Source organism: Mesorhizobium sp. Root552, assembly GCF_001427285.1.
Taxonomy (GTDB): Bacteria; Pseudomonadota; Alphaproteobacteria; order Rhizobiales; family Rhizobiaceae; genus Mesorhizobium.
The window spans coordinates 270,599-296,954 of record NZ_LMFV01000012.1; the positions used below are offsets into that span (position 1 = coordinate 270,599).

Below are 26,356 nucleotides of genomic sequence, written 5' to 3' on the forward strand. Positions count from 1 at the left end.
GATCTGGCGGCGCAGCAGCGACCGGTTGGCCTGCGTCGAAGCGCCTCTTTCTAAAACTCGAAGCCGCAGCTATTCAAAAGCAGCGGCCTCTGAAACGGTCGGCGTGCCTATACATCAACCGAAATTGAATCACAAGGTCGGGTAAAAGGCATATTGATGTCCGTTAACGGGCTTGGACAGGGAAACAACAGATGGCGCGAACAGAAAGCGCAGACGGGCGCAGCCGCTCGCTGAAGCCGTTGCGGCGCCTTGTTCCTTATATCGGCCGCTACCGCAAGCTGGTGATCGGGGCGATGATCTCGCTGGTGGCGGCGGCAGTGACGACGCTTGCCGTGCCGCTTGCCGTGCGGCGCATGATCGACCACGGGTTTTCCGGCGCCGATTCGACCTTCATTTCCGAATATTTCTCCATGCTCGTGCTGATGGCGGCGCTTTTGGCATTGGCGTCGGCCGGCCGCTACTATTTCGTCATCACATTGGGCGAGCGCGTGGTTTCGGATATCCGTCGCGACGTGTTCTCGCACGTCACGACGCTGTCGCCGGCCTTCTTCGACCATGTGCAATCGGGCGAAATCGTATCGCGGCTGGCAGCCGACACGACGCAGATCAAGTCCGCCGTCGGCGCAACCGCATCCGTTGCGCTGCGCAATGTCATCCTCGGCCTCGGCGCGCTGGCGATGATGGTGGTGACCAGCCCGAAGCTCTCCGGCCTTGTCATCGCGGCTATTCCCCTGATCGTGCTGCCGCTGGTCGGCTTCGGCCGCTCGGTGCGGCGCAAGTCGCGCATTGCGCAGGACACGCTTGCCCATGCAACAGCCTATGCCAGCGAGCAGATCGGCGCGGTGCGCACCTTGCAGGCGTTCACCAATGAAGGACTGGTGACCGGGCGGTTCGGCGCTGCGGTCGAGAACGCCTTTTCGGCGGCGCGCGCCTCGGTGCTGGCGCGGGCGTTTTTGACCTTTGTCGCCATCTTCACGATCTTTGCCTCGGTGGTGGCCGTCCTGTGGTTCGGCTCACGCGACGTGCTGTCTGGCGTCTTGTCGCCGGGAACGCTCGGCCAGTTCCTGCTCTATGCGGTGTTTGCCGCCGGCGCGCTCGGCGCGCTGTCGGAAGTGTGGGGCGAGCTTTCGCAGGCGGCGGGCGCGGCGGAGCGCCTGACCGAGCTTCTGGACGAGGAGCCGAATGTCGAGGCGCCGGCAAATCCGAAGCCGCTGCCGACAGTCGCGCAAGGGACGATCAGCTTCGACAAGGTTTCCTTCTCCTATCCGGCACGGCCGGACCGGGCTGCCGTGCACGAGCTGGATTTTTCGGTGAAGCCGGGTGAAACGGTGGCGATCGTCGGTCCTTCGGGCGCGGGCAAGAGCACGATCTTTTCACTGATCCTGCGCTTCTACGACCCCGAGACGGGCTCGGTCCGGGTCGACGGCATCGATGTGCGCGACGCCGATCCGATAGAGCTGCGCCAGCGCATGGCGATCGTGCCGCAGGACGTGACGATCTTCGCGGCCAGCGTGCGCGACAACATCGCCTTCGGCCGGCCCGGCGCATCGGATGCGGATATAGCGGCGGCGGCGAAAGCGGCACTTGCCGACGAATTCATCCTCAAGCTGGACAAGGGCTACGAGACCGAGGTTGGCGAACGCGGCGTGATGCTGTCGGGCGGCCAGCGCCAACGCATCGCCATTGCCCGCGCCATCCTGCGCGACGCGCCGATCCTTTTGCTCGACGAGGCGACCTCGGCGCTCGATGCAGCCAGCGAGACGCTGGTGCAGGAGGCGTTGGAGCACCTGATGCGCGGGCGCACGACGCTGGTCATCGCGCACCGCCTGGCGACGGTGCTGAAGGCGGACCGTATCCTCGTGGTGGACGAAGGCCGCATCGTCGAGGAAGGCACCCATGCCAGCCTCGTCGCCAAGGGCGGGCTTTATGCGCGGCTGGCGAGGCTGCAGTTCGACGCCGGGGCCGGCGTTTTCAACGAGCGCAAGGTTCAGGCGCTTCCGTAGCGCTGTTTGAGATGGCCGATGAAGTGGCGGGCTTCGAGCGCTTCGCCGGTGGCGCGCTCGAGCAGGTCGGGCGTGGACCAGCGCGAGCCCTGCGACCAGATGCGCTCGCGCCGCCATGCGTTGACGCTTGAGAAATCGCCTTTGGCGATGTCGTCGTTGGCGTCAGGGTGATCGCGCACCAGCGCCGCCCATTGCTGCGCCGCCATCATTGCGCCCAGCGTATAGGACGGGAAATAGCCGAACGCGCCACTCGGCCAGTGGACGTCCTGCATCGGACCGTCAGCCGGGTTGTCGATGGTGGAAAGGCCGAGATATTCGCGCATGCCGGCATCCCAGGCTTCGGGCAGGTCGGCGACCTCGAGACGGCCCGAGACGAGATCCTGTTCCAGTTCGTAGCGCAAGATGACGTGCAGCGGATAAGTGACCTCGTCGGCATCGACGCGGATCAGGCCGCGCTCGACATGGAGGATGTGGGGCAAGATGTCGTCCATCGACCAGTCTTCGCCAAGGTGCTTTTCGACGATCGGCAGGGCCCAGCGCCAGAAGGCGGGGTTGCGGCCGAGCTGCTTTTCCACGAACAGGCTCTGGCTTTCGTGAATGGCCATGCCGCGCGCCTTGCCGAGCGGCCAGTGCGCCCACGCCTGCGGCAGGTTCTGTTCGTAGAGCGCGTGGCCGGCCTCGTGCAGCACGCCCATCATCGCCGAGAGGAATTCGTCGCTCCTGTAGCGGGTGGTGATGCGCACGTCGCTCGGCACGCCGCCGCAGAAGGGGTGGTGCGAGACCGACAGGCTGCCGTGGGTGAGATCGAAGCCGACGGCGCCCATCATGGCGAGGCCAAGCTCGCGCTGCCTGTCGATGGCGTAGCTGCCGGATAGCGGCTTCAATGCGCGCTTCGCCAACCGCTCTTCCTGCACGGCAAGCGCCTTTGGCACGAAGTCCTTCAGGAAGGTCTTCAGTTCGGCAAAGACCGGCGTGATGCCGGCTGCGCGGTTGCCGGGATCATATTGCTCCATAAGCGCATCGTAGGGATCGAGCCCGAGCGCGCCGGCCCGCATGGCGGCTTCTTCGCGCACCAGTGCGACGATGCCTTCGAGCGCCGGCTGGAACGAAGACCAGTCGCCCTTGGCGCGCAGGTCGCGCCACAGTTGTTCCGAGCGCATGCGCGCGGCGGTCTGGCGCTCGACGAATTCCGCCGGAAGGCAGGTGAGGTTGGTGTAGTGGCGTTCGAACTCGCCAAGCGCCGCCTGTTGCTCGTCGTTGAGGTTTTCGCCCTTGGCGGCATCGATCCAGCCGGCGATTTCGGGCGCGGTCGCCTGGCGGTGATACATGCCGGCAAGGGCGGCCATCGCCTCGGCGCGCTTCTCGCCGCCGCCGACGGCCATGTGGGTGGCCTCGTCGGCACCCAAAATGGCTAGCGCATGTTCGAGCGCTTCGAGCTTATGGCCAAGGTCGTCGAGTCTGGCGAAGGACATGGTGCGATCCCGTGAATCTGATGGAGCGAAAAGACCCCGGGGCGGCGTGAATGGCAAGCCCTGACAAGCTGGGCCAGAGCCAAGCTTGCAAACGCCGCGCCGACTGTGTTCAGATGAACCAAGACGAGAGGGGGAACGCCATGCTTGGCAATATCGTGGTCGCACTGGTCGCCCTCATCCACCTCTACATCGTCTATCTGGAAATGGCGGCATGGGACACGCCGCGCGGCCACAAGGCGTTCAACCTGACGCCGGAGTTCGCCAAGGCGTCGAAGGTGCTCGCGGCCAATCAGGGACTGTACAACGGCTTCCTCGCCGCCGGCCTGATCTGGGGACTTTATCTCGGAGCGGCAGGCTTCCAGGTGAAGGTGTTTTTTCTGCTGTGCGTGGCGATCGCCGGGCTCTACGGCGCGGCGACCGCATCGAGAAAGATCCTTTTCATCCAGACCGTGCCGGCGCTGCTTGGCCTCGCCCTGTTGTGGGCCGGCTGGTAGCGGCAACGGTCAATCAGCGTCAGCCGTTCGGATAGGCCATGCCGCCGGCATGGTCGTTCATCGAAAAGCCGCTTCCGGTATCGGTGAGGAGCGCCTGATCGAGGTTGTCGAGCTGGCCCATCAGCTTGCGATATTGCGGATTGGGCACACGGCCATGGTCGGCGCGGGCAACGCGTTCAGCCGATGCGCCGATGGTCGAGGCCTCTACTTGCAGGCTGCGGGCGGTGGCGGGCGTGATCTGTTTCTCCTGCCGGGCGTCCGCGATGCCCTGGTCGATGCCTTGCAGGTCGTTGAGGATGTTGGTGAGGCGCGCGCCGTGATCGACGGGCGCCATCTGCTCGTCCAGCCTGGTGGTGTGGTCGTCGTTGCCGGCAAGCGAGGCGCTATGGCCGGCGGCATAGGCGGTTGCAAGAGGAGTTGCCGCCAGAATCGAGGCAAGTGCGATTGTCGGTGCGAGGAAAGAGCGCATCTTTGCGTCTCCTTTTTGAAGCAAGGTTGTTGCGGCCTTGCTGCATGGACCGTCCGGTTCCGTCGCGTCGCGGTGTCGGGGACACCGCCGGCGGTTCCCGGTCCGAGGCCAAGCTAGGAGCGGCGATCGGCAAAGTGTAATTACAAAAAGATAATTCTGGGCGGCCTTGCCGGCCTTATTTGAGGCCCTAAACGGGCACGGTCGGATTCGGGTGATTGCGGCCCGCAAAAGGCAGCTTTCCTGCGCTTTCGGTGCTCCAAGCGCCGCGCAACTCAGCGTTCGGTCAGCTTCAGCTCGATGCGGCGGTTCCTGGTGCGGGCCTCGTCGGTATCGGCCTCGTCGAGCGGCTGGAATTCGCCGAAGCCTGCGGCGACGAGCCGGTTGGCGGGCACGCCGCTGGCGATGAGATACTTCACCACCGAGGTGGCGCGGGCGCTGGAAAGCTCCCAGTTGTCCTTGTAGCGCCCGGTGCCGGACAAGGGCTTGGTGTCGGTGTGGCCATCGACGCGCAGCACCCAGTTGATCTCGGGCGGGATTTCCTTCTGCAACTCGATGATGGCGTCGGCGAGCTTCTTCATCTCGACCTGGCCGGCGTCGTTGATCTGGTCGGAGCCGGTCGGGAACAGGACTTCGGACTGGAACACGAAGCGGTCGCCGACGATGCGGATGTTTTCGCGGTCGGCGAGGATTTCGCGCAGCCGCCCGAAGAAATCGGAGCGGTAGCGGTTCAGTTCCTGCACGCGCTGGGCAAGCGCGACGTTGAGGCGGCGACCGAGGTCGGCGATCTTGGTGTTGGATTCGCGGTCGCGCTGTTCGGAGACGTCGAGCGCCTGCTCCAACGCCGCGATCTGCTTCCTCAGCGCGGAAATCTGCTGGTTGAGCAATTCGACCTGCGAGAGCGCGCGCTGGCTGATCTGGCGCTGGCTGTCGAGCTCGCCGGAAAGCTGGTCGGCGCGGGCATTCGCGGCGGAGCCGGCGCCCGCACCTTGCGACAGCAATTGTTCGAGCCGGCTCTTTTCAGCTTCGGCGGCGGACAGCGACGCCTGCAGGTTGGCCAGCGCGTCCTGCGCGTCCTGGGTGTTGCCCTTTTCGAGCGCCAGCAACTGGGTGAGTTCGTTGATCTGCGAGTTCAGCCGGTTCAGCACCTCGTCCTTGCCGGAAATCTCGCGGCTCAAGAGAAACTGCGCCAGCACAAAGACCGAGAGCAGGAACATGATGGCGAGCAGGAGCGTCGACAGAGCGTCGACGAACCCCGGCCAGTAGTCGATATGGCGGTCGCTGCGACGCCCGCGAGCTAACGCCATCGGACCATGCTCCCGGTCCGGTTCGTGTCAAATCCTTCGGGCTTCGGCTTGGCCGTACTACCGGTACGACCTTCTCCGAACCCCTCGACCTTGCCGCGAACCAGCTCCGGCAGAATGGCCCAACTCGACAGGAGCATGGTCTAATTGACCCCCTGCTTCTTCAGGGCGTCGGCAATCTTGTCCAGCGTTTCACGCATGGCGCGCTGCTCGTCCGACTGGGCCTCGACCCAATCGCGCATGATCTGCTGCTCGGAGCGCATGTTCTTGACGAGGCCGGAGATGCCGTCGGCGAGGTTGGCCATGGCGGTTGCCACGCGCGGGTTTGCCCCGCCGGTTTCCTGCATCGAGCGCAGGCGTTCGGACAGCGCGCGGATCTCGTCGGAGGTTTCCGCCTTCAGGCCCTCGGGAACGGCGATGTCCGACGACAGGTCGGTGACGGAGGACAGCCAGTTTTCGAGCTCGGTATAGAAACGGTTCTGGGCGCGGCCGGACTGGAGGTCGAGGAAGCCCAGCACCAGCGAGCCGGAGAGGCCGAACAGCGAGGACGAAAAGGCCGTGCCCATGCCGGACAGCGGCGCGGCGAGGCCTTGCTTCAAGGCTTCGAGAACCGAAGCGGAATCGCCGGTGCCCGGATCGAGCGACTGGATGGTTTCGCCGATGGAGCCGATGGTATGCAGCAGGCCCCAGAAGGTGCCGAGCAGGCCGAGGAAGATCAGGAGCCCGACGAGATAGCGCGAGGTGTCGCGGCTTTCGTCGAGGCGGGTCGCGATCGAATCCAGCATGGTGCGCATGGAACTGGTGGAGAAAGCCATCGAGGCCGAGCGCCCGAGCATCGCCTTCATCGGCGCCAGAAGCACGGGTTCGGTCGTTTCGGAACCGGCGCGGAAGGAATTGACCCAGCGCACTTCGCGAAACAGCCGTCCGACCTGAGCGAACGCCAGCAGGATGCCGACGATGAGAACGCCGAGGATCAGGCCGTTGAGGCCGGGATTGGTGACGAAGGCGGCCTGGATCTGGCGGGTGAGGATGATGGCAATGAAGCCGACGATGGCAAGGAAGATGACCATCGTCAGCAGGAAGACTTGCGGGCTGGACAGCTTGTGCGGATCATAGCTCAGCACATCCGAGCTTCCGCCAATTCCGAACGATCTCAGCAAAGCCATGCGTGTTCCATCCGATTCCGCCGCGTTGGGACTCTAAACGGAATTCCGGCAAAATTGAAAGTGGTGCTTGCAGACGTTGACAGCGCTTGCCGCCATCAACGCGGCGCAAGCGGCTTCTTGAGCGTCTTCAGGAGCGTGCGGTGGATAGCTTCGTTGCCGGCCACGACCGTGCCGTCGTCGAGCATGGCCTGCCCGCCATCCATGTCGGAGACGAAGCCGCCTGCCTCGCGCACCATCAACAGGCCGGCGGCGATATCCCACGCCGAAAGATTGGCTTCCCAAAAGCCGTCCATGCGCCCGGCGGCGACATAGGCAAGATCGAGGGCTGCCGAGCCCATGCGGCGAATGCCGGCGACCTCGGCCATGACGTTGCGCAACTCGATGAGGAAGTTGCCGTGATGGCCACGGCCAAGATGCGGCACGCCGCAGCCGATGACGGCGTCGGTCAGCTTGTTGCGGGCCGCGACGCGCAAGCGGCGGTCGTTGACGTAAGCGCCGCCGCCGCGCTCGGCCGTGTAAAGCTCGTCCAGGGCGGGATTGTAGATGACGCCGGCGACGATCTGGCCCTGGCGCTCCAGCGCGATGGAGATCGAGAACATCGGAATGCCGTGCAGGAAATTGGTGGTGCCGTCGAGCGGGTCGACGATCCAGCGATGCTGGTCGTCATCGCCGAAGACCGCGCCGCGCTCTTCCATCAGGAAGCCATATCCCGGACGCGCCTTCGACAGTTCGGCGAAGATGATGTCCTCGGCCTTGCGGTCGGCCTGGCTGACATAGTCGCCGGGGCCTTTCAGCGAAACCTGGAGGTTCTGCACTTCGCCGAAATCGCGCGATAGCGAGCGGCCCGCTTTCATTGCGGCCTGGACCATTACGTTGAGGATAGCTGAACGGGCCATGGAGGGTCTTTCGTAGGAAGCAGGTGAGTAGGGGAGTAAGGCAATAGGCCAGTAAGCGAGCAGGGCAGCAAGGGTGTTTCCTTTATTCCCTATCCCCTACTGCCTTGTTGCCCTGCTGCCCTAATCTCAATCGGCGCGGCGCAGGTAGGTGATCTCGTTGGTGTCGACGAGGATGCGCTCGCCAGCCGCGATGAACGGGGGCACCAGCACGCGGATGCCGTTTTCGAGCACGGCGGGCTTGTAGGATGAGGCTGCCGTCTGCCCCTTCACGACGGGGTCTGCCTCGGTGATGGTGAGCACGACCTGGTCGGGCAAGGAGACGCCGATCGGCTTTTCGCCATAGAGGCGCACCGTCACCATCATGCCGTCCTGCAGGAAGGCGGCGCGTTCGCCGACGAAATCCTTTTGCAGTTCGAGCTGTTCGTAGCTTTCGGTGTCCATGAAGACGAGCGCGTCGCCCTGCTCGTAGAGGAAGGAGAAGTCCTTGTATTCGAGGTCGACCTGCTCGACCGTTTCGGCCGAACGGAAACGCTCGTTGAGCTTGGTGCCGTTGATGAGGTTCTTCAGTTCGACCTGGTTGTAGGCGCCGCCCTTGCCGGGTTTTACCGTGTTGGTCTTGACCGCCACCCACAAGCCGCCATCGTGTTCGATGACGCTGCCGGGGCGAATTTCGCTGCCGCTTATCTTGGCCATGATTTATCTGGGTCCGAAGTGGGGTGATCGCCGAAAGCGGCGATTTCGGCGCTTCCAAGACCACACTTCTCCGAAAGAGGCAAGAGATGCGGCCCTGACGCCGGATCAGGGAAGGCGGTTTGCCCGTTGCAGCGCCTTTTTGGTTTCCTCGTCGGTCAAGCCGTGCATGAAGTCTTCCATCTCGGAATCGATCAGACCGGCGCGGCGGGCGACGATGTACCATGCGCCGGCCAGGATGGAGTCCGGCTCGGTGCCGATGCCGCCCATGTAAAGCTTGGCAAGCCGGTTCTGGGCCGCGACGTTGCCGCCGTTCGCGGCTGCCAGCATCCAGCCGAAACCGGCCTTCAAATCGCGTTTGCCGCCGCGCCCCTCGATCAGCCACTCGCCAAGATCGAGCTGGGCGGTGTCGTAGTTCTGGCGCGCGGCCCTGGCGAGGAACAGCAATGCCTGCGCGTTGTCCTGTTTCCTGCCGCCGGCACCGTTGGCGTAAATCTGCGACATCGCATATTGCGCGTCGGCAACGCCGGCATTGGCGGCGCGCTCGTAGTAGGAGACAGCCCGCGCCAAACCGGCATCGCCGGAATCTTCCTTGACCAGCAACTGGGCGAAGTTGAACTGCGCCAGCGGATTGCCGGCCTCCGCCGCCGCCTGCATCAGCGCGTAGGCCTGTTTCTCATCCTTCGGCACGAAGCGGCCGTCGAGAAGCATCAAGGCATACTGGAACTGGGCTTCCGGGACGCCGCGCTCAGCTGCGGCGGAATACCATTTTGCCGCTTCGGCCGCGTTGGCCGGCACGCCGAGGCCGCGCGACAGGATTTCGGCAAGCAGTGTCTGCGCTGCCGGATCGCCGTTTTTGGCGCGCGGCAAAGCGAGGTTGTAGGCGGTCTTGTAGAGGCCGCGCTGGAAGGCGCCGTAAGCCTCGTCCGCCGGCCGTGCGCCGAAGCGGGCCGGGTCGAGGCCGTCAGCCGACGGCAACGGACCGGGCGATGCCGTGGTTGCCGGCTGCGGCAGGTTCGGCATGGCCGGCTTGTCGCTTTTTGCGGCAGGCGCAGGGGTTTGCGCTGCAGGGGTTTTTGCGGCGGGGGCCTGCGTGGTGGGGGCCTGCGTGGCGGACGCTTCCGGCGCCGGGGCCGATGCCGTTGCGGCTGGAACGGTTTCGGCCGCAGCGCTTGCGAGGCAGGCGCAGACGAAAACCGAAGCCAATGCCAAGCGACGCGCCATTGTCAGTCCTCGAAACGCGGTGCGGTTTCGTCGAGCAGCGCATTTGCCCTTGCCACTGCGACATGCGGGTCGACGCCATCGGCGAAGACGGCGGCGGAAAGCCCGACGAACTCCGCGCCCGTCTGAGCGGCCGCCTCGACCGAGGCGATGTCGTTGCCGGCCAGAACGATGCACGGCACGGCGATCATCTCCGCCCACCAGGCACCGAGCGCGAGGTTGCGCTTGTGCGGCTCGGGCGTTGTGTCGAAGCCGAAGCGCCCGAAGAACATATAGTCGGGCCGCTCTTCGCCGAGATCGAGCGCATCGTCGCGGGTTTTCACGCCGCCGGTGCCGACCATCATCTTGTCCTGCAGGCGTTCGATCGCGTCGGCAAGGTCAGGCCTCGAGCCTTCGATATGGATGCCGTCGGCGTGGACGCGGCCGGCGATGCGGCTGTCGCCGGCAATGATGGCGGCAGCGCCTGCCTGCTGGGCGAGCGGGACGAGTTTTTCGGCCATTGCCTGAAAGGCGGCTTCGTCCATGTCGCCCTGCGGCAGGATGAGCGAAGCGACATCGCCGCCCTGCAAGGCTTGCGCGAGGCGGTCGGCCTTGAGGGCAGGCGGTGCGATCAGCACGATGCGGCAGCGGTTGGGCGGCGTGTCTGGGTTCATGGCAGTCGGTTCCGGCAATCGCCTATGCGGGGCGAAGTTGGTTGCATTGCGGCATAGAGCAAAGCGTCGTTCTTGAACAGGCGCATGGCCAGGCAGGCTACCGAAGTTTTGCGGTCGCGACGCTCGGCAATATCGGCTATCCATTGCAGACGGTTTCCCAAAGCTTTCGCCCGATGACGGACCTTCTGCTCGATCCTTGGTTCTACGCCACGGCCATCCCGGCCGTGCTGCTGGTCGGTCTTTCGAAAGGCGGCTTCGGCGGCGCGGTCGGCTTCGTCGGCGTGCCGCTGATGGCGCTGACCATGCCGCCGGTGCAGGCGGCGGCTATTCTTTTGCCGATCCTGTGCCTGATGGATGTCGCCGCGGTGTGGACGTGGCGCGGCGTCTATGACCGCCGGATGCTGATCGACATGCTGCCGGGTTCGATCGCCGGCATTGGGCTTGGCTGGCTCACGGCGGCGCTGGTGACGCAGGACATGGTGCGGCTGATCGTCGGCGCCGTCGCCATCGTGTTCGTGGCACGCTGGCTCTATCTGCTGCTGCGGCACGGGGCCGATCACGCCGCCCGGCCCAACCGCATCGCCGCCGCCTTCTGGGGCGCGGTTGCCGGGTTCACCAGCTTCGTCGCCCATGTCGGCGGGCCGCCGTTCCAGGTCTATGCCCTGCCGATCCGGCTCGACCCGAAAGTGCTGTCGGGAACCTCGACGCTGTTCTTCGCGATGACCAATGCCGTCAAGCTCGTTCCGTATTTCGCGCTCGGCCAGTTCGACACCACCAATCTGACTGCCTCGCTGGTGCTGGCGCCTTTGGCTCCGCTGGCGACGCTGGCGGGAGCGTTTCTGGTGCGAAGGATGAAGCCGGAGGTGTTCTATCCCTTTACGTACGCGACGGTGGGACTGGTCGCGCTCAAGCTGTTGTGGGATGGGCTGATCGATCTTTGGTAGGAATGGCGCGGCCGGTTTGTTGTGGTTAGAAACGGTGGAAACCCGTTGCGGAGGACGAGATGGGCAGTTCCTTTGAACACGACCTCGGCAAGAATGCCGCCAACTACCAGAACCTGACGCCGCTGACCTATCTCGAGCGGGCGGCGAAGGTTTTTCCCGACCATGTCGCGATCGTCCACGGCAGCCAACGCACCAGCTATCGCGATTTCTGGCGGCGCTCGCTGAAGCTCGCCTCGGCGCTGGCCAAGGAAGGCATCGGCAAGAACGACACGGTGACGGTGATGCTGTCCAACACGCCGGCGATGCTGGAGGCGCATTTCGGCGTGCCGATGGTGAAGGCGGTGCTGCATTGCCTGAACACGCGGCTCGACGCGCCGATCATCGCATTCCAGCTCGATCATGCCGAGACGAAGGTGCTGGTCGTCGACCGCGAGTTTTCGGGCGTGGTCAAGGAGGCGCTGGCGCTCGCCAAGGTCAAGCCGCTGGTCATCGACTACGACGATCCCGATTATCCAGCCGACGCGCCCTATCCGAAGGGCGAGCGGATCGGCAGCCGCGACTACGAGGCGTTCCTGACGGCGGGCGACGAGAATTTCGCGTGGGCGATGCCGGACGACGAATGGGACGCGATTTCGCTGAACTACACCTCCGGCACCACCGGCAACCCGAAGGGCGTGGTCTACCATCATCGCGGCGCGGCGCTGATGGCCTACACCAACACCATCCATGCCGGCATGGGCAAGCATTGCGTCTATCTCTGGACGCTGCCGATGTTCCATTGCAACGGCTGGTGCTTTCCGTGGACGCTGGCCGTGCAGGCGGGAACGCATGTGTGTCTGCGCTGGGTGCGGGCGAAACAGATGTATGCGGCGATCGCCGAGCATGGCGTGACGCATCTGTGCGGTGCGCCTATCGTGATGTCGCTGTTGATAAATGCGCCGGACGAGGAAAAGCGGACGTTTGCGCAAACTGTGTCGTTCAACACGGCGGCCGCCCCGCCGCCGGAAGCGGTGCTTTCGGGCATGGCCGATGCAGGCTTCGAGGTCACCCATCTCTATGGACTGACCGAGACCTACGGGCCGGCGGTGGTCAACGAATGGCACAGCGACTGGGACGGACTGGACAAGGGCGCGCGCACGGCGATGAAGGCGCGCCAGGGCGTGCGCTATGCGGCGCTGGAGGATTTGTCGGTGATCGATCCGGAGACGATGCAGGCGACGCCCGCGGATGGTGCGACCATCGGCGAGGTGATGTTCCGCGGCAATATCGTCATGAAAGGCTACCTGAAGAACCGGGCGGCCAGCGATGAGGCTTTTTCCGGCGGCTGGTTCCATTCCGGCGACCTCGGGGTGATGCATCCCGACGGCTATATCCAGATCAAGGACCGCTCGAAGGACATCATCATTTCGGGTGGTGAGAACATCTCCTCGATCGAGGTGGAGGATGCGCTCTACAAGCATGCCGCAGTCGCCGCCTGCGGCGTCGTCGGGCGGAGCGATGACAAATGGGGCGAGGTGCCGGTGGCCTATGTCGAGCTGAAGCCAGGCAGGATGGCAAGCGAGACCGAGATCATCGAGCATTGCCGCAGCCTTCTGGCGCGCTTCAAGGTGCCGAAAGCGATCATCTTCGCCGAGATTCCCAAGACCTCGACCGGCAAGATCCAGAAATTCCGCCTGCGCGAGATGGCAAAGACCGGTTGAGTTTCTGCTTCGTTTACGTTGCGGAAATCACGGATTTTAGTTATCGTACATGTACGTGGGAGGGACGGAGCTTGCAGCAGCCTTGAGCAGGGGCGTGGCCGGCAAGCAGGGTTTCATCAATTCAAAACAATCGTTTCGCGCGTCCGTCACCCATTCCCGCGGGGGAAAAGGCAATCGGGAGCAACTGTCATGCAAGGCGTATCACGCAACTTCTTTACACTGGCCATCATCTACGCGCTGTGCGGGATGGCGATCGGGCTTTCCATGTCGATCAGCCAGGACCATTCGCAAATGCCGACGCACGCGCACACCATGGTGGCGGGCTGGCTGATGTCGGCGGTCTTCGCGTTCTTCTACCACCTGTTTCCGGCGGTGGCGGCCAAGACGCTGGCCACCATCCATTTCTGGCTGACGGCGGTGAGCGGCATCCTGCTTCTCGTCGGTCTGTTCATTTTGCTTGGCGGCCACGAGAGCATCGAGCCGCTGGTGGCAATCGCCTCGATGGGCTTCTACGCGGCGATGTTCCTGTTTGCCTTTATCGCGCTGCCGGCGCTGTGGGGACGCAACTGACGCCAAGGGAAGGCGGGGCCGGAGACCAAAATCACCGGCATTTCAAACAAAAAATCTCGGTATCGTTAAGGCATCATTAAGCTTTACGGATGTTTACTATACCCATCCAGTTATCTGGATTCTTACCGAGTGGTTGGAGCCACTTTGTTTGACGCCTCCCTGTTAAACTCCTGAGAGCCGCCTCATCCGCGGCTCTTTTTTTGCCCTTTTTTCGGGGCGCTGACCTTGCCGCAAGGGTCAGCCTGTTCATATTAACCTTTTGTTAAACATGTGCTTGCCTTGGACGAAGACGCGGCGCATTTTCAAATTGTATAGCGGGGTGAGCGTGGCGGCGGCCTTTTTTGAGTCGGCCTGCTGCAGCGGACAGGGTGTACCGATGAACGAACTATCGAAGGAAAGCATGAACACCGTGAAACTGGCCGAGCGCCGGGTTTTCTCGCAATCCTTCCGTCCGCTCTACAATGAAGGCATGGGGCTGGTCGAAGAGGCCGCCGAATATCTGGACGGCAAGGGCCGGGCCGAAGCCAAGAAACTTTCGCGTATAGCCGCGACGCTTTATGCGGCCGAATCCATGCGGCTGACCACCCGGCTGATGCAGATCGCCTCGTGGCTTCTTTTGCAGCGCGCGGCCAATTCCGGCGAGATGACGCGCGACCAGGTGGCGTCCGAGAAATCCAAGGTGCGCCTCGACACGGTTTCGGCGCATGAGGATGCGGCCGGCTGGAGCGAACTGCCGGAAGATTTCGTCGATCTGGTCAAGCGGTCGCTGCGCCTGCAGTCGCTGGTGCGGCGCATGGACGAAGAGATTTACGGCGGCGGCGTTACCAAGCTGCCGGTGGAAGGGCGCCGCGGCAATCCGGTTTCCGACCAGATTTCCCTGCTCAACCACGCCTTCGCCCGCGGCTGACCTCGCGACGCCTTTCGCCCGGCATTTTCGGGCAGAAAGCCGCAACTGCTTTTCCCAAGCTTTGTTTCCGGTTTGTTCACAAATCGCTGGCAAGTCTGCCGGCGGTGGATAGAGTGGGCACATGGCGGACGCGATTCGTATCATCGGCATTGATCCGGGGCTGAGACGCACCGGCTGGGGCATCGTCGAGAGCCTTGGCAACTCGCTGCATTTCGTGGCGGCGGGAACCGTGCGCTCGGACGACAAGCTTTCGCTGGCGTCGCGGCTTTGCCAGTTGCATGACGGGCTTTCCGAAGTGGTGCATTCGGCCATGCCGCATGAGGCGGCGGTAGAGCAGACCTTCGTCAACAAGGACGCGACGGCGACGCTGAAGCTCGGCCAGGCGCGCGGCATCGCCATGCTGGTGCCTGCGCTGGCGGGGCTGCCGGTGGCGGAATACGCGCCGAACGCGGTCAAGAAGACGGTGATCGGCGTCGGCCACGGCGACAAGAAACAGATCCACATGATGGTCAAGGTGCTGCTGCCCAAGGCGTCGTTCGACACCGACGACGCGGCGGATGCGCTGGCGATTGCCATCTGCCACGCCCACCACCGTCAAAGCGCGGCCTACCGGATGGCGCTGGCCTGAGGGGGCTTGAGGGGGCAAACATGATCGGCAAGCTCAAGGGGACGCTCGACGAGATCGACGAGGACTATTGCATCGTCGATGTGCACGGTGTCGGCTACGTCGCCTTCTGCTCGGCCCGCACGCTTGCCGCACTGCCAGCGCCCGGAGAAGCCGTGGTGCTGTTCATCGAGACCTATGTGCGCGAGGACATGATCCGTCTCTACGGCTTCCAGTCGTCGCTGGAGCGCGAATGGTTCCGCCTCTTGATGGGTAATGTGCAGGGCGTCGGGGCCAAGGTGGCGCTGGCGGTGCTTTCGACTCTGGCTCCTGCCGATCTCGCCAACGCGATTGCGCTGCGCGACATCGCCATGGTGAGCCGAGCGCCGGGTGTCGGCAAGAAGGTGGCCGAGCGCATCGTCACCGAACTGAAGAACAAGGCGCCGGCCTATGCCGGCTCTGCTTCCGGCACCATCGGCCTGAAACAGGAACTGGGCGAAGGGGTGGCTCCGGCTCCGATTGCGGATGCCGTGTCGGCGCTGGTCAATCTCGGCTATTCGCGCGACACCGCCGCCAATGCCGTCGCGGCAGCAATGAAAGCCGCGGGCGAGGATGCCGATTCCGCCAAGCTGATCCGTCTCGGCCTGAAGGAACTGGCGCGGTGAAGCCCTGCTTGCCCCTGAGCGAGAGGCGTGGCAGGACAGGAAAATGAGCCTTTCACCCCGTCTCATCACACCCGAAAAGCGCGGCGAGGACGCCGAGCAGACGCTGCGCCCGCAGGTGCTGGACGAATTCGTCGGCCAAGCGGCTGCGCGCGCCAACCTCAAGGTCTTCATCGAGGCGGCCAAGGGACGCGGGGAGGCGCTCGACCATGTGCTGTTCGTCGGCCCGCCGGGGCTCGGCAAGACGACGCTGGCGCAGATCATGGCGCGTGAAATGGGCGTCAATTTCCGCTCGACCTCGGGGCCGGTCATCGCCAAGGCGGGCGACCTTGCGGCCCTTCTGACCAATCTCGAAGACCGCGACGTGCTGTTCATCGACGAAATCCACCGGCTGAACCCGGCGGTGGAGGAAATCCTCTATCCGGCAATGGAGGATTTTCAGCTTGACCTGATCATCGGCGAGGGACCGGCGGCGCGGTCGGTCAAGATCGACCTCGCCCGCTTTACGCTGGTTGCGGCGACGACACGGCTCGGCCTGCTCACCAACCCGCTGCGCGACCGCTTCGGCATTCCGGTGCGGCTCAATTTCTACACCGTCGAGGAACTGGAGCTGATTGTGCGGCGCGGCGCGCGCATCCTCGGCATGCCGCTCGGTGACGACGGCGCGGTGGAAATCGCACGGCGCGCACGCGGCACGCCGCGCATTGCCGGACGCCTCTTGCGGCGCGTGCGCGATTTCGCAGCGGTGGCCGGGGACGGCCATGTCGATCGCAAGATCGCCGACGAGGCGCTGTCGAGGCTTGAGGTCGATGGACTCGGGCTCGATGCGCTCGACCGCCGTTACCTGACGATGATCGCCAATAATTTCGGCGGCGGGCCGGTTGGCGTCGAGACCATCGCGGCGGGACTTTCGGAGCCGCGCGACGCCATCGAGGACATCATCGAGCCCTATCTGATCCAGCAGGGGTTCATCCAGCGCACGCCGCGCGGCCGCATGCTGACGGCAAATGCATGGCGGCATCTCGGGCTCGATGCGCCGGCCGACCTCGCGCAGCAGCAGATAAGTTTGTTCCAGGAAGAGTGACGCGGCTGCCGTTTGCGAGTGGCAGGCGTCGCGCACGGGGTTCACCTCGCCGTGAAGCTCTGCCCCCCTGACTCCTCCCCGCAGGGGGAATTCCGTCGCGATCCCCGCCGGCTGAAATCGCCAAGGAAGTTGCGCGAACCTGCGGTGGCAAAGTTCTCCTCCCATTGCGGGGAGGGGTTAGGGGTGGGGGTAATTATGCTGGCAAGGGTCAGGCGGGGTTATTTCGCCAGCTTTCTGACCATATCCAGCACGTCCGGTTCGGCCTTCGTGCCATCGAAGGCATCGACCACGCCGAAGGCTCCGCCATATCCCCATAGCGACCATGAAAAGCCGTGCGCTTCGGCGCGGGCGATCATGTCGCGGGCGTAAGCGGCGCGGTACTTCGCCGGCATGACATGGGGGTTGCCGTATTCCTGCCGGATCATGCCGAATTCGCCAAGCGTGACGTTTTCCGGCTTGATGCCGTTGGCCTTGGCCCATTTTTCCGCCTTGCTGAACGGCGCATCCATGATCCTGAGCAACTTGTCCTCGCTGTCCATCGAGGCGACCTGTTCGTCGAGATAGGCGAGCAGGCCGCTGCGGCGGGTCCACGGGGCTTCCGCCTTGATGCGGGCGCGAATGCTATCGAGGGCGGCATCGAGTTCGGCGCGGGGCACGGCGCTCAACGGATAGGGCAGGCCGGTGACATGAGGGATGAAATCGCCGGCCCATGTCGCGCCCTGATGAGTGAGCAGGAACGGATCGTAGGAGTGAAAGGTCCAGATGACGTTGTCGTCGGGAATGGCCTTGGGATCGACTTTGGACAGGGCTTCGGCACTGGCATAGCAGCCGCCGGAAAGGACGAGCGTGAGCTTTGTAGCCGAGGCGCGCGCCGCCGCATAAAGGCGCTGCAGCCGGTCCGGCCAGGAATGCGTGTTGTCCGCGTCGCAATCCACCACCGGCTCGTTCATCGGCTCGAAGGCAATTCTGGCGGGGTCTTCATTGGCAAGAGCCGCCGCCATCTTGCGCACGACTTCGATATAGGCGTCGAACAAAGCGGGGTCGCTCATGACCTCGCCCATGCCGATGCTGCGATTGCCGCCAGCCGGGATGAGGTGCAGATCGACCACCACCTTGAGGCCGGCGCGGTTCACCATGCGCGCCGATTCCAGCACGCTGGCATAGAGATCGTCGCGCAACGCCGATGTCTTGGCCGACAGGAAAGGCGCCGGATCGACCGGCATGCGCAGGAAGTCGAAACCGGAGGCTTTCAGGGCCTCGAGGTTGGTATCTGCGAGGAACTTACGCCACTCGGGATAGGGCAGGATCGCGTCAGGGTCGGCCCATTTGTCTTCGGCCGGCCAAGTCGTCCAGATGTCGAGGTTGAGGCCGCGCTTCATGGTGAAACTCGCGGCGCTGGCGGGCGCCACGAGCGCTGCGAGCAGCAACAGAACTGCCCCCAAGCCCTTGATCATCACGCCCAACGGTGCCATCGCATCATAGTCCGAAATCGCGAAGGACATCTGCCTTGGCGGGCATGAAAAGGAAAGCGCAATGGGCGATCATGGTGAATCGGGCGGCGACCTGGCAGCCGGCATTTCCGGGGCGCTGACCCAGTTCGGCCACCGGCTGATGGCGCGGGTCTACTATGCCGACACCGATTTTTCCGGCGTCGTCTACCATGCCCGCTATCTCGAATTCTTCGAGCGCGGACGCTCCGATTTCCTGCGGCTGGCCGGCGTCCATCACACAGAACTTGCCGACGGCAAGCATGGCGAGAAGATCGTCTGGGTGGTTCGGCGCATGGAAATCGATTTCCACGCGCCTGCCCGCATCGACGACATCCTGACCGTGGAGACGCGCACGCTGGAGGTTTCGGGGGCACGCATTTTCATGGCGCAGCAATTGAAGCGCGGCGAGGATGTTCTCGTGGAAGCGAAGGTGCAGGCGGCGATCATCGGCGAAAACGGCCGCCCGCGCCGCTTTCCGAAGGAATGGATCGCGGCTTTCATGCCGAAAGGCGGCGCTGAAGCCGGCTGATCGAAGCCGTTCCAAGGCGCTCCACCTGGTGCCGGGATGCTGTCGGGCGGCGACGGCGCGGCACAAATGCGCGATTGCATTCAGTGCCTTGGCCCTAACTCATCCTTAACCATAACGGTTCATGAACGGATTGAAGAGAATTAACGGGAATCGTGCGCCTTCGTTTCACCAAGATTTGCCCTGAAAAGGCCGCTATCAGCGCTATTTGGGGCATTTCCGACAGGTTCGCGCGTACGGGCCACAAGGGGTAATGCGCCGTGGGCTAGCAGAGAGCCACGCCCGGGAAGTTTTAAGGAACGTTTGGATGGAAAATATCGCTCTCGCCGAACCGGCAGCGCAACTGTCGATCTGGGCTTTGTTCATGCAGGCCAACTGGGTGGTCAAGCTGGTCATGATCGGCCTGCTCGGGGCCTCGATCTGGACCTGGGCCATCGTGGTCGACAAGGTCATCTCGTACAGCCGCATGAAACTCGCGCTCAACCGCTTCGAACAGATCTTCTGGTCCGGGCAGTCGCTGGAAGAACTCTACCGCACGCTGGCCGACCGCAAGACTTCGGGCATGAGCTCGATCTTCGTCGCCGCCATGCGCGAATGGAAGAAGAGCTTCGAGAAGGGCGCGAAGTCGCCGCTCGGCCTGCAGACGCGTATCGACAAGGCGATGGACCTGGCGCTGACGCGCGAGATGGAGCGGCTGGAGGGCAGGCTCGGCTTCCTCGCCACCATCGGCTCGGCAGCTCCGTTCATCGGCCTGTTCGGCACCGTCGTCGGCATCATGACCTCGTTCCAGGCAATTGCCGGCTCGAAGTCGACCAGCCTCGCGGTGGTGGCGCCCGGCATCGCGGAAGCGCTGCTCGCGACGGCAATCGGCCTGCTCGCGGCTATTCCCGCGGTCATCGCCTACAACAAGCTGTCATCGGACGCCGGCAAGCTGGCGGGGCGCATGGAGGGCTTCGCCGACGAGTTCTCCGCCATACTGTCGCGCCAAATCGATGAAAAAGTCGCCAAGGCAGCCTGAGGTTCGATCATGGGAATGTCAGTAGGTACGGGCGGTGGAGCCAGAGGTGGGCGCGGCAGGCGCGGCCGCCGCAATGCGCTGATGTCGGAAATCAACGTGACGCCGTTCGTCGACGTCATGCTGGTGCTGCTCATCATCTTCATGGTGGCGGCGCCGCTGCTGACGGTCGGCGTGCCGATCGATTTGCCGGAGACGCAGGCCAAGCCGATGAATTCCGACACGCAGCCGATCACCGTCTCGGTCAACGAGACCGGCCAGATCTACCTGCAGGAGACGGAAATCCCCCTCGAAGAGGTGGTGCCGAAGCTCGAGGCGATTTCCAAGACCGGCTATGAAGAGCGCATCTATGTGCGCGGCGACAAGACCGCCGATTACGGCACGGTGATGAAGGTCATGGCTCGCATCTCAGCCGCCGGCTACAAGAACCTCGGCCTCGTCACGCTTCAGGAACAGGAATAGCAATCTTGAAGGTCGGCCTCACGACATCGGTGGTCATGCATGCGGCGGTGCTCGTTGTCGGGCTGTTTTCGCTGTCGGCGCCGGCTGCCTTCGAGGTGACCGACGTCGAGGCGTTGCCTGTCGATATCGTGCCGCTGGAAGAGATCACCCAGATCCAGCAGGGCGACAAGAAGGCGACGATGAAGGAGAAGGCGGCGCCAACGCCGACCAAGCGCCCGGATGTCGTCGCGGACGCCCAGGATGTCGGCGAAAACAGCGTCGACACCAAGAAGCCGATCACGCCGGAAGCAAAGCCGAAGCCGGTCGATACCGCTGCTGCCACGCCGCCTGCGCCTGAGCCGAAGGAACAGCCCAACCCGGAAGAGGTGCAGAAGCCGAAGGAGGAGCCGAAGCCGGTTCCCGCGACGGACGTTACGCCGGTGCCGCAGCCGAAGGAAGAAGTGAAGCCCGATCCGGTCAAGGAACCCGATCCGCCGCAGCAGCCGACCGAAGAAAAGACGGCGGCGGTGAAGCCGGATGCCGTTGCCGAGGCGATCGCTGCCGAGCAACAGCCGACCGAAGCCGCGCAATTGCCGGATTCCGCGCCGGTTCCCGAGATGAAGCCGCGCCCGAAGCCGGCTCCGGCGGAAACGGCCAAGGCGCCGGACCGCAAGGATTCGGAAAAGCCGGTCAAGGAAGCTGCATCGAAGCCGAAGTCGGAAGACAAGGAATTCAACGCCGATGAGGTGGCGGCGCTGCTCAACAAGCAGAAGCCGTCCGGCGGCGGCGCCAAGCGCTCGACGCAGGAGGCTTCGTTGGGCGGCGAAAAGTCGACCGGCGGCAACAGGCTGTCGCAAAACGAGATGGATGCGTTGCGCCAGAAGCTCGGCGGCTGCTGGAGCATTCCCGCCGGCGTCGACGACGCCGCGATGCTCAAGGTTTCGGTTCGCTTCCACCTCGATCCGTCCGGTGTGCTGGAAGGCAGGCCGGAAATTATCGCAGGCGGTGCCGCGTCGGGTCCGGGCAGAACTGCTGCTGAATCGGCGGTCCGGGCGGTGCAGAAATGCGCGCCCTTCAACCTTCCGGCCGACAAATACGACAGCTGGTCGGAAGTGGTGGTGAACTTCGATCCCAGTGAGATGTTCTAGGTGGTTCAGGTGATGACGGCCTGCAAATGGCGGATATCTGCGCTTCCGGCGTTCATGTACCAAAACGTGCACTGCGCGCCGGTCTCGCCGTTTTCGGCTCGTCCTGACCTGAACCTCCGAGCCACCAGAAAATAATGCCGGACTGACAGAACGAGGCTGAATTTATGAAGAAACTCTTGAAAACGCTGATCATGGCTGCCGCGCTTGCCGGCGGCATCGGCGGATTTGCCGTCGTCCCCGCAAACGCGCTGGTGGAAATCGACGTCAACAAGGGCACGATCGAGCCGTTGCCGATCGCGATCACCGATTTTCTCGCCGGCGATGCGCTGGGCGCAGAGATTTCCAGCATCGTAACCGCCGATCTCAGGCGTTCCGGGCTGTTTGCGCCGATCGACAAGGGCGCGTTCATCGAAAAGATCTCCAATCCCGATGTCGCTCCGCGCTTCGATGACTGGAAGGTCATCAATGCCCAGGCGCTGGTGACGGGGCGCGTCAGCAAGGAAGCAGACGGCCGCATCCGGGCGGAGTACCGGCTATGGGACACCTTCGCCGGCCAGCAGCTTTCCGGCGAGCAGTTCTTCGCCAACGACACCAACACCCGCCGTGTCGCCCACATCATTGCCGACGCCATCTATGAGCGGCTGACCGGCGAGAAGGGCTATTTCGACACGCGTGTCGTTTATATCGACGAGTCGGGCGCCAAGAACGCGCGCAAGAAGCGGCTGGCCATCATGGACCAGGACGGAGCCAACGCGCGCTTCCTTTCCGATGGCAAGTCGATCGTCTTGACGCCGCGTTTCTCGCCGAACCGGCAGGAAATCACCTACATGTCGTATGAGAGCGGGCAGCCGAAGGTCTATCTGTTGCAGATCGAGACCGGGCAGCGCGAACTGGTCGGCAATTTCCCCGGCATGACGTTTGCGCCGCGCTTTTCGCCGGACGGGCAGAAGGTCATCATGAGCCTGCTGCGCGACGACGGCAATTCCAACATCTTCGCCATGGACCTGAGAAGCCGCAACACCACGCGGCTGACCAATTCGACGGCCATCGATACCTCGCCGTCCTATTCTCCGGACGGCAGCCAGGTCGTGTTCACATCTGACCGCGGCGGCCGCGCACAGATCTACCTCATGGGGGCCGACGGTTCCGGCCAGAACCGCATTTCGTTCGGCGACGGTGTCTATTCGACGCCGGTGTGGTCGCCGCGCGGCGACCTGATCGCCTTCACCAAGCAATCGGGCGGCGAATTCCAGATCGGCGTGATGCGCACCGACGGCTCGGGCGAGCGCATCCTGTCATCCGGCTTCCAGCAGGAAGGCCCGACCTGGGCACCGAACGGGCGCGTCCTGATGTTCTTCCGCGACTCGCCCGGCGGCGGCGGTCCGAAGCTCTTTTCCATCGACCTGACCGGCCGCAACGAGCAACCGATCCCGACGGCCAACTATGGCTCCGACCCTGCCTGGTCGCCGCTGCTGGAATAATCGCCGGCTGCGTAGTTTATCGCGAAAAGGGGCTGAGCGCCCCTTTTTCATGGCTTCGTCGCCTTTTGGCCGCATTTGGCCCTACAGCGGAAAGCAAGTGCTCGAAAGGGGCCGCGGACGGCGGCTGAAACTGAATTTTAACCGTGTTTCTTGAACGCCGGTTAACCCAAACGTGGTTACTGGCAGATCAACGAAATCACTCGAATGCGAAGGAGAGGCGGCATGCGCCGTATCGCAAAACTTGCAGCAAATCCGGTCATGATCGCACTGGTCGCCTCGCTGGCGATTGCAGGCTGCGCTTCGAAGAAGTCCCCGAACAATGCGGCGGACCTCGGCCTTGGCGGTGCAGGCGCCGCAACGCCCGGTTCGGCGCAGGACTTCACCGTCAACATCGGCGACCGTATTTTCTTCGACACCGATTCCACGTCCATCCGCGCCGACGCCCAGCAGACGCTGGCCCGCCAGGCCCAGTGGCTGAACAAGTACTCGCAATATTCGATCGTGGTCGAAGGCCACGCCGATGAGCGCGGAACGCGCGAATACAACCTCGCGCTCGGTGCACGCCGCGCTGCCGCCACCCGCGACTACTTGGCCGGCCAGGGCGTCAATGCCGGCCGCATCAAGACGATTTCCTACGGCAAGGAACGTCCGGTCGCGGTTTGCGACGACATTTCCTGCTGGTCGCAGAACCGCCGCGCGGTCACCACGCTGGGCGGCGCCGGTTCCTGATCGGCATAAATGCAACAGAATTAGCTGGAAAGGCGGCCTGCGGGCCGCCTTTTTCGTTTCGTGAAGGACGAAACAAAATTTGGCCGAAGTCTCGCGTCCTGTTAGAAGCGGGTCCCGCCTGCCCTTCGAGGCTTTGGGCAGGCGTTCGATTGGGGTTTTTACTATCACGGCGAGAGGCTTATGCATCTAAGAACAATCCTGAGCGGCACGCTGGCGGCGTTGCTCTTTTCCGGGGCGGCAGCCCTGGCGAGCGGCACCGGAACTTCGGCGCCGGCCAATAGCGGTTTCCACCTGCCCAGCATCGGTTTGCCGGGCGTGTTCGGCAGCAAGGGCGCGAACGACCAGACCGAAAGCAATGTGCAGCTTGCCCAGTCTGGCGGCACGGCCGGGCTGGAAGAGCAGATCCGTGCCCTGACCGGCAGGGTCGAGGAACTCAATTTCCAGATCCTGCAGATGCAGGAACAGATCCGCAAGCAGCAGGAAGACAACGAGTTCCGCCTACAGCAGCTTGAGGGCTCGGGCGGAGCAGCGCCTGCAACCCAGAAGAAGTCCGACGCAGGCGAGGCGACCGAAGGTTCGGTTGCCGGAACCTCGACGGAAGAACCCTCGACCTCCGGCGATCTCGCCGGGGGAGCCTCGGTCGAGGACGTCATCATCGATTCGGGAACGGGTGATCCGGGCCAGGTCATTCCCGGCACTGGCACTGGTACGGGCACCGGCGCGCCTCCCAAGACTTTCGGCACCATCACCGTCGACAAGAACGGCAATGTGATCGACGCCGGCAGCAACACGCAGTCTACGACGGCGACCGGGGACAGTTCCTCCGTGAACAGTCCCTCCGTGGACACGCAGGGGGGCACAAGCGGCGGTTCGATTGTGGCGGCGCTGCCGCAGACGGACAATGCCGACGAGCTTTACCGCAATTCCTACCAGTTCATCCTGTCGGGCGACTACGGCACCGCCGAGCTAGGGTTCCGCGACTACATCTCGCGTTTTCCGAAGGACACCAAGTCGGCTGACGCGCATTACTGGCTGGGTGAATCGCTGCTCGGGCAGCAGAAATACCGCGATGCGGCCGAAATTTTCCTCGCCGCAAGCAAGGATTACCCGAAGGCCAAGAAGGCTCCCGACATGATGCTGAAGCTCGGCGTTTCGCTGGTCGGCCTCAAGCAGCGCGATGTCGCCTGCGCTACCTTTGGCGAGATCGGCAAGCGCTACCCCAATGCTTCCGGCACGCTCAAGGAGCGCGTGAAACAGGAGCGGGCGCTCGCGTCCTGCTGATGCCGGGGCAACCGCAATGCATGTTGCCATAGCGGCTTCAGCGGAAGCCGAGACCTCCTTCTTTTCCAATATCGATTTTTCCAGCGGCGCGATTGCAGCCGTCTCCGGCGGCAGCGACTCCACCGCCCTGCTCATTCTTCTCAAAGAACATTTAGAACGCTTTGCACCCACCGCCAGGCTTGTCGCGGTGACGGTCGATCATGCGTTGCGGCCGGCGTCGGCGGGTGAAGCTCTTGCCGTCAAAGCGCTTTGCGGGCGTCTCGGCATCGTCCATCGCACCATGGTCTGGACCGGCGAAAAGCCCGACACGGGCATTCCGGCTGCGGCGCGCGAGGCCCGCTACCGGTTGCTGGCCGAAGCAGCCCGCGCCGAAGGCATCGGCATGGTTTTGACTGGCCATACCGCCGACGACCAGGCCGAGACAATAATGATGCGGCGGCAGCGCAGCGCGGCGGATGACGGGCGCGGCCTTGCCGGCATGGCGCCCGCGACACTTTACGAAGGCTCTGTCTGGATCGTGCGCCCGCTGCTCGGCGCAAGCCGCGAAGCCCTGCGCGACGTGCTGCGGCGGCGAAATTTTTCGTGGATCGATGACCCGACCAATGCCGATGCGACCTATGAGCGTCCGCGCGTGCGCGCTGCCATCGGCGATGGCGGCGAAGATTTTGCGGCGGTGCTTGATCTGGCGGCAGGTGCTGCGCTGCGGCGCATCGAACTTGGTGAAAAGGCGACCCGCCTGATCGGTTCGTTGGCGAGCCAGCCGGTACGGGGGCTTGTCAGGCTCGGCCCGGAATTTGCCAGCGCGGAGAAACACGCCGCGGTCTATGCGCTGCGCATCCTGCTGGCGAGTGTCGGCGGCGTGCCGTTCCTGCCCGACGAGGCGCGGACGGCGGCCCTGTTCGACCGGCTTGCTGGCCAAAAGCTTCGCGCCACATTGTCGCGGGTGACGGTGGACGCGCGGCGCAGCGGCATTTTTCTCCATCGGGAGGCGCGCGGCCTGCCGGAACCGCAATCTGTGGCGCAAGACATGGTGTGGGACGGCCGACGGCTGATCACTTTCAACGACGCAATCGATGGCTTGGTGATCGCTGCCGCAGGCCCGACCTGTGGCGCCAGGCTTGCCGAAGAGGCCGGGAATGCCGTGCCGAAAAGCCTTGCGCGTGCAGCGCTTTCCGCCGAACCAGCGTTATGGCGGGGCGCCGAATGCCTTGGTTTTGCTGGAGATAGCGGTATTGTTTCAGGCTATGCGGCGAGGCCCGTCGTCGCGCCGTGGGTGCGCTTCCTGCCCTCGTTCGACCTGAGGGCTGCGCGTGCCACGTCCGATCTGCTCGGCGCGCCCGAGGTGCCGCAATCACCATTAAGTGACGCGCGCAACGATAGACCATGGTCGAAGACTTAACCGAGCCGCG

The 26,356-nt window shown here is 63.8% G+C and carries 26 protein-coding genes; 17 read left to right on the forward strand and 9 right to left on the reverse strand.

The features are described 5' to 3' along the window. Positions 1-191: 191 nt before the first annotated feature. Entirely contained in the window at positions 192-2,003 is a 1,812-nt protein-coding gene (locus ASD50_RS07645; RefSeq protein WP_056238356.1) for an ABC transporter transmembrane domain-containing protein, read from the forward strand. On the opposite strand, the gene ASD50_RS07650 is transcribed toward ASD50_RS07645, so the two are convergent. Then, complete coding sequence (locus tag ASD50_RS07650) at positions 1,988-3,475, reverse strand: carboxypeptidase M32 (RefSeq protein WP_056238358.1); 1,488 nt, start codon at positions 3,473-3,475, stop codon at positions 1,988-1,990. The genes ASD50_RS07645 and ASD50_RS07650 overlap by 16 nt on opposite strands. A 140-nt stretch (positions 3,476-3,615) precedes the next feature. Here ASD50_RS07650 and ASD50_RS07655 point away from each other — a divergent pair, with 140 nt between their 5' ends. Beyond that, complete coding sequence (locus ASD50_RS07655; RefSeq protein ID WP_056238807.1) at positions 3,616-3,969, forward strand: DUF1304 domain-containing protein; 354 nt, start codon at positions 3,616-3,618, stop codon at positions 3,967-3,969. Positions 3,970-3,988: 19 nt separating this feature from the next. Here ASD50_RS07655 and ASD50_RS07660 read toward each other — a convergent pair whose 3' ends face one another. From ASD50_RS07660 to ASD50_RS07690, 7 genes are all read right to left on the reverse strand, one after another. Continuing rightward, positions 3,989-4,438, reverse strand: coding sequence for a hypothetical protein (locus tag ASD50_RS07660; RefSeq protein ID WP_056238362.1), 450 nt, complete (start codon positions 4,436-4,438; stop codon positions 3,989-3,991). A 272-nt stretch (positions 4,439-4,710) separates the two neighbouring features. After that, positions 4,711-5,742: a peptidoglycan -binding protein gene (locus ASD50_RS07665; protein ID WP_056238365.1), complete on the reverse strand. Its 1,032-nt coding sequence runs from the start codon at positions 5,740-5,742 to the stop codon at positions 4,711-4,713. Positions 5,743-5,882: 140 nt separating this feature from the next. Further along, positions 5,883-6,905 (reverse strand): MotA/TolQ/ExbB proton channel family protein, encoded by a 1,023-nt coding sequence (locus ASD50_RS07670; protein WP_056238367.1) that lies wholly within the window; start codon positions 6,903-6,905, stop codon positions 5,883-5,885. Positions 6,906-7,000: 95 nt separating this feature from the next. Then, positions 7,001-7,801 carry an inositol monophosphatase family protein gene (locus ASD50_RS07675; protein ID WP_056238369.1) on the reverse strand — a complete coding sequence of 267 codons (801 nt, stop codon included), beginning with the start codon at positions 7,799-7,801 and terminating at the stop codon, positions 7,001-7,003. Positions 7,802-7,927: 126 nt separating this feature from the next. Continuing rightward, entirely contained in the window at positions 7,928-8,494 is a 567-nt protein-coding gene (gene efp, locus ASD50_RS07680) for an elongation factor P (protein WP_056238373.1), read from the reverse strand. A gap of 105 nt (positions 8,495-8,599) precedes the next feature. Further along, positions 8,600-9,715 (reverse strand): tetratricopeptide repeat protein, encoded by a 1,116-nt coding sequence (locus tag ASD50_RS07685; protein WP_056238376.1) that lies wholly within the window; start codon positions 9,713-9,715, stop codon positions 8,600-8,602. A gap of 2 nt (positions 9,716-9,717) precedes the next feature. Then, positions 9,718-10,365, reverse strand: a complete 648-nt coding sequence (locus ASD50_RS07690; RefSeq protein WP_056238381.1) for a thiamine phosphate synthase — start codon at positions 10,363-10,365, stop codon at positions 9,718-9,720. 173 nt (positions 10,366-10,538) lie between these two features. Between ASD50_RS07690 and ASD50_RS07695 the strand changes: the two genes are divergently transcribed. From ASD50_RS07695 to ruvB, 7 genes are all read left to right on the forward strand, one after another. Further along, positions 10,539-11,309, forward strand: a complete 771-nt coding sequence (locus tag ASD50_RS07695) for a sulfite exporter TauE/SafE family protein (protein WP_056238810.1) — start codon at positions 10,539-10,541, stop codon at positions 11,307-11,309. A gap of 59 nt (positions 11,310-11,368) precedes the next feature. Continuing rightward, a complete protein-coding gene (locus ASD50_RS07700; RefSeq protein ID WP_056238383.1) occupies positions 11,369-13,009 on the forward strand; it encodes an acyl-CoA synthetase in 1,641 nt (546 codons plus the stop codon). Positions 13,010-13,198: 189 nt separating this feature from the next. Then, positions 13,199-13,579, forward strand: coding sequence for a hypothetical protein (locus ASD50_RS07705; RefSeq protein WP_056238388.1), 381 nt, complete (start codon positions 13,199-13,201; stop codon positions 13,577-13,579). Positions 13,580-13,955: 376 nt separating this feature from the next. Then, positions 13,956-14,486, forward strand: a complete 531-nt coding sequence (locus tag ASD50_RS07710; protein ID WP_056238390.1) for a DUF1465 family protein — start codon at positions 13,956-13,958, stop codon at positions 14,484-14,486. Positions 14,487-14,607: 121 nt separating this feature from the next. Continuing rightward, entirely contained in the window at positions 14,608-15,114 is a 507-nt protein-coding gene (gene ruvC / locus ASD50_RS07715; protein ID WP_056238393.1) for a crossover junction endodeoxyribonuclease RuvC, read from the forward strand. Positions 15,115-15,134: 20 nt separating this feature from the next. Continuing rightward, a complete protein-coding gene (gene ruvA, locus ASD50_RS07720) occupies positions 15,135-15,755 on the forward strand; it encodes a Holliday junction branch migration protein RuvA (RefSeq protein WP_056238396.1) in 621 nt (206 codons plus the stop codon). A gap of 43 nt (positions 15,756-15,798) precedes the next feature. After that, a complete protein-coding gene (gene ruvB, locus ASD50_RS07725) occupies positions 15,799-16,836 on the forward strand; it encodes a Holliday junction branch migration DNA helicase RuvB (RefSeq protein WP_056238398.1) in 1,038 nt (345 codons plus the stop codon). 218 nt (positions 16,837-17,054) lie between these two features. Here the strand turns inward: ruvB and ASD50_RS07730 are convergent, their stop codons facing one another. Beyond that, positions 17,055-18,308, reverse strand: coding sequence for a glycoside hydrolase family 5 protein (locus ASD50_RS07730; RefSeq protein ID WP_056238812.1), 1,254 nt, complete (start codon positions 18,306-18,308; stop codon positions 17,055-17,057). 61 nt (positions 18,309-18,369) lie between these two features. On the opposite strand from ASD50_RS07730, the gene ybgC reads away from it, so the two are divergent. The 8 genes from ybgC (at position 18,370) to tilS (ending at position 26,346) form a co-directional block, all read left to right on the forward strand. Further along, positions 18,370-18,855, forward strand: coding sequence for a tol-pal system-associated acyl-CoA thioesterase (gene ybgC, locus ASD50_RS07735; protein ID WP_056238402.1), 486 nt, complete (start codon positions 18,370-18,372; stop codon positions 18,853-18,855). Positions 18,856-19,159: 304 nt separating this feature from the next. Continuing rightward, positions 19,160-19,870 carry a protein TolQ gene (gene tolQ / locus ASD50_RS07740; RefSeq protein WP_056238405.1) on the forward strand — a complete coding sequence of 237 codons (711 nt, stop codon included), beginning with the start codon at positions 19,160-19,162 and terminating at the stop codon, positions 19,868-19,870. A 9-nt stretch (positions 19,871-19,879) separates the two neighbouring features. Then, positions 19,880-20,329, forward strand: coding sequence for a protein TolR (gene tolR / locus ASD50_RS07745; protein WP_056238408.1), 450 nt, complete (start codon positions 19,880-19,882; stop codon positions 20,327-20,329). Between the two features lie 5 nt (positions 20,330-20,334). After that, positions 20,335-21,456 carry a cell envelope integrity protein TolA gene (locus tag ASD50_RS07750; protein ID WP_056238411.1) on the forward strand — a complete coding sequence of 374 codons (1,122 nt, stop codon included), beginning with the start codon at positions 20,335-20,337 and terminating at the stop codon, positions 21,454-21,456. A 191-nt stretch (positions 21,457-21,647) separates the two neighbouring features. Continuing rightward, entirely contained in the window at positions 21,648-22,937 is a 1,290-nt protein-coding gene (gene tolB, locus ASD50_RS07755) for a Tol-Pal system beta propeller repeat protein TolB (RefSeq protein ID WP_244484461.1), read from the forward strand. A 222-nt stretch (positions 22,938-23,159) separates the two neighbouring features. Then, positions 23,160-23,666, forward strand: a complete 507-nt coding sequence (gene pal / locus ASD50_RS07760) for a peptidoglycan-associated lipoprotein Pal (RefSeq protein ID WP_056238418.1) — start codon at positions 23,160-23,162, stop codon at positions 23,664-23,666. 180 nt (positions 23,667-23,846) lie between these two features. Further along, positions 23,847-24,947, forward strand: a complete 1,101-nt coding sequence (gene ybgF, locus ASD50_RS07765) for a tol-pal system protein YbgF (RefSeq protein WP_056238421.1) — start codon at positions 23,847-23,849, stop codon at positions 24,945-24,947. Positions 24,948-24,963: 16 nt separating this feature from the next. Then, positions 24,964-26,346: a tRNA lysidine(34) synthetase TilS gene (gene tilS / locus ASD50_RS07770; protein WP_056238424.1), complete on the forward strand. Its 1,383-nt coding sequence runs from the start codon at positions 24,964-24,966 to the stop codon at positions 26,344-26,346. The last annotated feature ends 10 nt before the right edge of the window (positions 26,347-26,356 follow it).

Excerpts from the sequence above, each read along its gene's own strand:
- ASD50_RS07660 (WP_056238362.1), bottom strand. The coding sequence starts at position 4,438 with ATGCGCTCTTTCCTCGCACCGACAATCGCACTTGCCTCGATTCTGGCG.
- ruvB (WP_056238398.1), top strand. The coding sequence starts at position 15,799 with ATGAGCCTTTCACCCCGTCTCATCACACCCGAAAAGCGCGGCGAGGAC.
- tolR (WP_056238408.1), top strand. The coding sequence starts at position 19,880 with ATGGGAATGTCAGTAGGTACGGGCGGTGGAGCCAGAGGTGGGCGCGGC.
- tolB (WP_244484461.1), top strand. The coding sequence starts at position 21,648 with ATGGCTGCCGCGCTTGCCGGCGGCATCGGCGGATTTGCCGTCGTCCCC.
- pal (WP_056238418.1), top strand. The coding sequence starts at position 23,160 with ATGCGCCGTATCGCAAAACTTGCAGCAAATCCGGTCATGATCGCACTG.
- ASD50_RS07705 (WP_056238388.1), top strand. The coding sequence starts at position 13,199 with ATGCAAGGCGTATCACGCAACTTCTTTACACTGGCCATCATCTACGCG.
- ASD50_RS07665 (WP_056238365.1), bottom strand. The coding sequence starts at position 5,742 with ATGGCGTTAGCTCGCGGGCGTCGCAGCGACCGCCATATCGACTACTGG.
- ybgF (WP_056238421.1), top strand. The coding sequence starts at position 23,847 with ATGCATCTAAGAACAATCCTGAGCGGCACGCTGGCGGCGTTGCTCTTT.
- ASD50_RS07650 (WP_056238358.1), bottom strand. The coding sequence starts at position 3,475 with ATGTCCTTCGCCAGACTCGACGACCTTGGCCATAAGCTCGAAGCGCTC.
- ASD50_RS07710 (WP_056238390.1), top strand. The coding sequence starts at position 13,956 with ATGAACGAACTATCGAAGGAAAGCATGAACACCGTGAAACTGGCCGAG.
- ASD50_RS07655 (WP_056238807.1), top strand. The coding sequence starts at position 3,616 with ATGCTTGGCAATATCGTGGTCGCACTGGTCGCCCTCATCCACCTCTAC.
- ASD50_RS07685 (WP_056238376.1), bottom strand. The coding sequence starts at position 9,715 with ATGGCGCGTCGCTTGGCATTGGCTTCGGTTTTCGTCTGCGCCTGCCTC.
- ASD50_RS07695 (WP_056238810.1), top strand. The coding sequence starts at position 10,539 with ATGACGGACCTTCTGCTCGATCCTTGGTTCTACGCCACGGCCATCCCG.
- ybgC (WP_056238402.1), top strand. The coding sequence starts at position 18,370 with ATGGGCGATCATGGTGAATCGGGCGGCGACCTGGCAGCCGGCATTTCC.
- tilS (WP_056238424.1), top strand. The coding sequence starts at position 24,964 with ATGCATGTTGCCATAGCGGCTTCAGCGGAAGCCGAGACCTCCTTCTTT.
- ASD50_RS07645 (WP_056238356.1), top strand. The coding sequence starts at position 192 with ATGGCGCGAACAGAAAGCGCAGACGGGCGCAGCCGCTCGCTGAAGCCG.
- efp (WP_056238373.1), bottom strand. The coding sequence starts at position 8,494 with ATGGCCAAGATAAGCGGCAGCGAAATTCGCCCCGGCAGCGTCATCGAA.
- ASD50_RS07675 (WP_056238369.1), bottom strand. The coding sequence starts at position 7,801 with ATGGCCCGTTCAGCTATCCTCAACGTAATGGTCCAGGCCGCAATGAAA.
- ASD50_RS07700 (WP_056238383.1), top strand. The coding sequence starts at position 11,369 with ATGGGCAGTTCCTTTGAACACGACCTCGGCAAGAATGCCGCCAACTAC.
- ASD50_RS07730 (WP_056238812.1), bottom strand. The coding sequence starts at position 18,308 with ATGGCACCGTTGGGCGTGATGATCAAGGGCTTGGGGGCAGTTCTGTTG.
- ASD50_RS07690 (WP_056238381.1), bottom strand. The coding sequence starts at position 10,365 with ATGAACCCAGACACGCCGCCCAACCGCTGCCGCATCGTGCTGATCGCA.
- ASD50_RS07670 (WP_056238367.1), bottom strand. The coding sequence starts at position 6,905 with ATGGCTTTGCTGAGATCGTTCGGAATTGGCGGAAGCTCGGATGTGCTG.
- ruvA (WP_056238396.1), top strand. The coding sequence starts at position 15,135 with ATGATCGGCAAGCTCAAGGGGACGCTCGACGAGATCGACGAGGACTAT.
- ruvC (WP_056238393.1), top strand. The coding sequence starts at position 14,608 with ATGGCGGACGCGATTCGTATCATCGGCATTGATCCGGGGCTGAGACGC.
- tolQ (WP_056238405.1), top strand. The coding sequence starts at position 19,160 with ATGGAAAATATCGCTCTCGCCGAACCGGCAGCGCAACTGTCGATCTGG.